The sequence below is a fragment of the Anaerofustis stercorihominis genome (assembly GCF_005844425.1).
Classification (GTDB): domain Bacteria; phylum Bacillota; class Clostridia; order Eubacteriales; family Anaerofustaceae; genus Anaerofustis; species Anaerofustis butyriciformans.
Window position 1 is genome coordinate 1 of record NZ_SPHL01000066.1, and the last position, 4808, is coordinate 4808.

A 4808-nucleotide genomic window follows, 5' to 3' on the forward strand; every position below is an offset into this window, starting at 1 on the left:
TCTTCGGAAAAATACTGGTCGCTCTTTAGAGCGAAACCCTAAAACTCCACGCCCAGTGGCGCCCTTTTATCCAAATATTTGGGCGAGCAAATATTTGGTCGGGTTTTAGGGGTGAAACCCCTAATAAAAAAGACACTGCATAAGCAGTGCCTTTTAATTTTTGAGAATATATTATTCTTGTTCAGCTAATGTTTTGTAACCTTGATATCTTTCAAGAGCATCTTGTTTATTCTTTTCGAATAATTCGTCAGCTTTATCAGGATATTGTCTTGCAAGGTTAGCGTATCTTCTTTCACCTTTAAGGAAGTCAATGAAGCCATCCATGTTAGGTTCTTTGCTGTCTAATGTGAATGGATTTTTACCTTCAGCAATTAGATCTGGATTATATCTGTATAAATGCCAGTATCCAACTTCAACAGCTTTTTTAGCTTCACTTCCGGCTTTAGTCATGTTAATACCATGGTTGATACATGGAGAGTAAGCGATGATTAAAGATGGACCGTTGTGAGCTTCAGCTTCTTTGATAGCTTTGATTAATTGGTTTTTGTCAGCACCGATTGAAACTTGTGCTACATATACATAACCATATGTTTTAGCCATCATACCTAAATCTTTCTTCTTAGTTTTCTTACCAGAAGCAGCGAATTCAGCGATTGCAGCAGCTGGAGTAGCTTTAGAAGATTGACCACCTGTATTTGAGTAAACTTCTGTATCGAATACTAATACGTTAACGTCTTCGTTTGATGCAAGTACATGATCAAGTCCGCCGTAACCGATATCGTATGACCAACCGTCTCCACCAAGAATCCAGAATGATTTTTTAACTAATTGATCTTTGTTTGCTAATACATATTTAGCATTTTCATTGTCACATCCGCAAGCTTCTAATGCTTCAACTAATTTAGCACTGGCTTCTTTGCTTTCTTCACCTTGGTCTTTAACTTCTAACCAAGCTTTAGCAGCATCTTTAACTTCAGCTTTTACAGCGTCGTCAGCGATTAATGCTTCTAATTTATGAGCGATTGTTTTTCTCATTTTCTTAACACCAAGCATCATACCAAATCCGTATTCAGCATTGTCTTCGAATAATGAGTTAGCCCATGCAGGACCTTGTCCTTTTTCGTTTGTTGTGTAAGGAGTTGTAGGAGCTGATGCACCCCAGATTGAAGAACAACCTGTAGCATTTGCAACATACATTCTATCTCCGTATAATTGTGTAACTAATTTAGCAACCGGTGTTTCAACACAACCTGCACAAGCGCCTGAGAATTCAAGTAATGGTTGTTCGAATTGAGAACCTTTTACTGTGAATTTGTTTACGTTGATGTCTTTCTTAGAAAGAGTCATAGCGTAATCCCAACATTTACCTTCTTCTTCAAGAACTTCTCCGATAGGTACCATTTTGATTGCACCTGTTGGACAAGTTTCAACACATTGACCACAACCTAAGCAGTCATAAGAAGAAACTTGGATTCTGTATTCATAACCTTCAACTCCAGGACCTTTAGAAGCGATTGTATCAAATCCTTCAGGAGCGTTAGCTTTTTCTTCTTCATTTAATAAGAAAGGTCTGATTGTTGCATGTGGACATACATATGAACATTGGTTACATTGGATACATTTTTCAGCTTCCCATACAGGTACGTTAACAGCAGCACCTCTTTTTTCGTATTTAGCTGTTCCAGCTGGGAATGTACCGTCTTCATAACCGTTGAATGCAGATACAGGAAGTGTATCACCTTTTTGAGCGTTCATAACGTCACATACTTTTTCAACGAATTCAGTTCTTTCAGGTTTAGCAGGAGCTTCGTTGTCAGCTGTTTTCCAGCTTTCAGGAACATCAATTTTAACTAATTCGCTAACACCGTTTTCGATAGCAGCGATGTTCATGTTAACAACTTTGTCACCTTTTTTACCATATGTTTTCTTAACTGAGTCTTTAAGTAAAGCTTCAGCTTTATCGTAAGGCATAACTTCAGATAATTTGAAGAATGCAGCTTGCATAATCATGTTTGTTCTTCTACCAAGACCGATTTCTTCAGCAATCTTTGTAGCATTGATTGTGTAGAACTGAATATTATTGTTAGCAATAGTTTGTTTCATTTCTTTTGGTAGATGTTTTTCAAGGTCGTCCATATCCCAAACAGTGTTTAATAAGAATACTCCGCCTGGTTTAATGTCGCTTACTAAGTCATAGTTTTCAGCATATGCTTGTGTAGAACAAGATACGAAATCAGCATCAGCGATTAAGTATGTTGATTTGATTGGTTTTTCACCGAATCTTAAGTGAGATACTGTAACCCCACCAGATTTTTTAGAGTCATATGCGAAGTAACCTTGAGCATACATATCTGTGTTATCACCGATGATTTTGATTGCAGATTTGTTAGCACCTACAGTACCGTCTGAACCAAGACCCCAGAATTTACAAGAAACTGTTCCTTCTGGAACTGTGATAATATCTTCTTTAACTTCTAATGATTTGTTAGTAACGTCATCAACGATACCGATTGTGAAATCATTTTTAGGGTTTTCAGCTTTTAAGTTGTCATAAACTGCTTTAATGTGAGATGGTGTAGTATCTTTACTACCAAGACCATAAATACCACCAACGATTAAAGGAGCATTTTCTTTACCATAGAAAGCATCTTTGATGTCTAAGTAAAGTGGTTGTCCTGATGCACCAGGTTCTTTTGTTCTGTCTAATACAGCAACTCTCTTAACTGTTTTAGGTAAAACTTCAAACATGTATTCAGGAGCCCATGGTCTGTATAAATGAACTTTTAATAAACCAACTTTTTCACCGTTAGCGTTTAAGTAATCAACTGTTTCTTCAACAGCTTCACATACAGAACCCATAGCTACGATGATGTCTTCTGCATCTTCAGCACCATAGTAGTTGAAAGGTTTGTAATCTCTTCCTGTGATTTTGCTGATTTCTTTCATGTAATCAGCTACGATAGCAGGAACTGCATCATAGAATTTGTTAGAAGCTTCTCTTGCTTGGAAGAAGATTTCAGGTCCTTCACAAGTACCTCTTGTTACAGGATGTTCAGGATTTAGTGCATGATTTTTAAATTCTTGAACTGCATCATAATCAACTAATTTAGCTAATTCTTCATAAGGCATTTCTTCGATTTTTTGAATTTCATGACTTGTTCTGAAACCGTCAAAGAAGTGTACGAAAGGAACTCTTCCTTTAATAGCACTTAAGTGAGCAACACTTGCAAGATCCATAACTTCTTGTACAGAGTTAGAGCAAAGCATAGCAAAACCAGTTTGTCTTGTAGCCATAACGTCTGTGTGATCCCCGAAAATGTTAAGAGCGTGAGATGCTAAACATCTAGCTGATACATGGAAAACGCCTGGAAGTAATTCACCGGCGATTTTGTACATGTTAGGAATCATAAGTAGTAAACCTTGTGATGCTGTGTATGTGCTTGTTAGAGCACCTGATGCTAAAGAACCGTGAACTGCACCTGCAGCACCAGCTTCTGATTGAAGTTCAATAACATCAACAGTTTCACCAAATAAGTTTTTCTTTCCAGCAGCTGACCATTCATCAACGCATTCAGCCATTGGAGAAGATGGTGTGATTGGGTAAATACCAGCTACTTCTGTAAATGCATAAGAGCAATAAGCAGCGGCAGTATTACCGTCCATTGTTTTCATTGTTTTAGCCATAATATAATATATCCTCCCAAAAATTTATCTAAAAATTATATTATATATATTTTACATCTAACCCATTATAATAAATAATAATTAAAAAATAAAGGATAATTTAAAAATTTTTTCAAAAATTCATCATTTTTTTTACAATTGAATAAATACCTGTAAATAAGGACTTTTTCAACTTTTCAAAGATTATTACAATTATCTTGTTAAAAATATTTCATTACAAATGTAATGATATACATCAATGTTTTATGAATATGTTTTCATAACACTTACTTACTTTCATAATACTTTTTTAATAAAAAACGTCCATAAAATTATGAACGTTGTGTTTTATTTAAATATACGTTTTTCTCAAATCTATTTTTATATACTTTTACATCTTATATTACATCTGTTTTTCTCCAAAAATGATATATTGGATATTTTTTAAAAGTTTTCTGTTCTTCTTCAGAAAGCTTTGAAAAATATATTTCAGCTGCTTCTTGTTGTTCCAAAAGTAAATATGCCCCTACTATAATATCATATTTTGTTGAATTATCAGCAAGTAATTTACGTAAACATTCTTTCTCATTTAAATCAAGTTCTCTTATCCTTTTGATAAATTGTAACTTATTCAAAATTTTAATTTGCTTATCAAACTCTTGATCTGGAGCTTGCGAAATCCAGTCACAAAATTCTTGACAAGTTTTTAATATTTTCTCTTTCCTAATCCCTTCTGCTATATCATAAGCTTTTAATAATTCAAGAAAGAAATCACTTGCTACATAATATGTTAGTCTATGATGTTCTATTTTTTTAAATGCAGGAAGCAATATATTAAAATCGATATTATTTAGTGTTAATAAATCTTTATAACATAAACTATGAAATTGTGAAACAGAAAACATTTCTCCATTTATATCTTTTACAAAAACATTCAAATTATAATTAAAGAAATTATGTATTCTATATACTCTATCTTTTTTAAGTTTCTCTAAAAAAACAAGAAATTTTAATTTACCAATATCTATATATCCTATAATATTAATATTTTCTTTAAACTCAATAATTCCATTTTTATCTAAGAAAACCTCCATTAAAATTCCTACTCTTTTCCAATCATTATCATATAAATCACTAATATTAAT

General features: G+C 33.7%; 2 protein-coding genes. Both read right to left on the reverse strand.

What is annotated here, in order from left to right; translation table 11 throughout:
* Positions 1–171: 171 nt before the first annotated feature.
* Positions 172–3684 (reverse strand): pyruvate:ferredoxin (flavodoxin) oxidoreductase, encoded by a 3513-nt coding sequence (gene nifJ, locus FGQ49_RS10070; protein WP_138269735.1) that lies wholly within the window; start codon positions 3682–3684, stop codon positions 172–174.
* Positions 3685–4061: 377 nt separating this feature from the next.
* Positions 4062–4808 (reverse strand): hypothetical protein (locus FGQ49_RS10465; RefSeq protein WP_171020686.1); only part of this gene is annotated, 747 nt, incomplete at its 5' end.

What these genes read in the sequence shown, in the direction of transcription:
- nifJ (WP_138269735.1), bottom strand. Translation starts at nt 3,684, where the DNA reads ATGGCTAAAACAATGAAAACAATGGACGGTAATACTGCCGCTGCTTAT.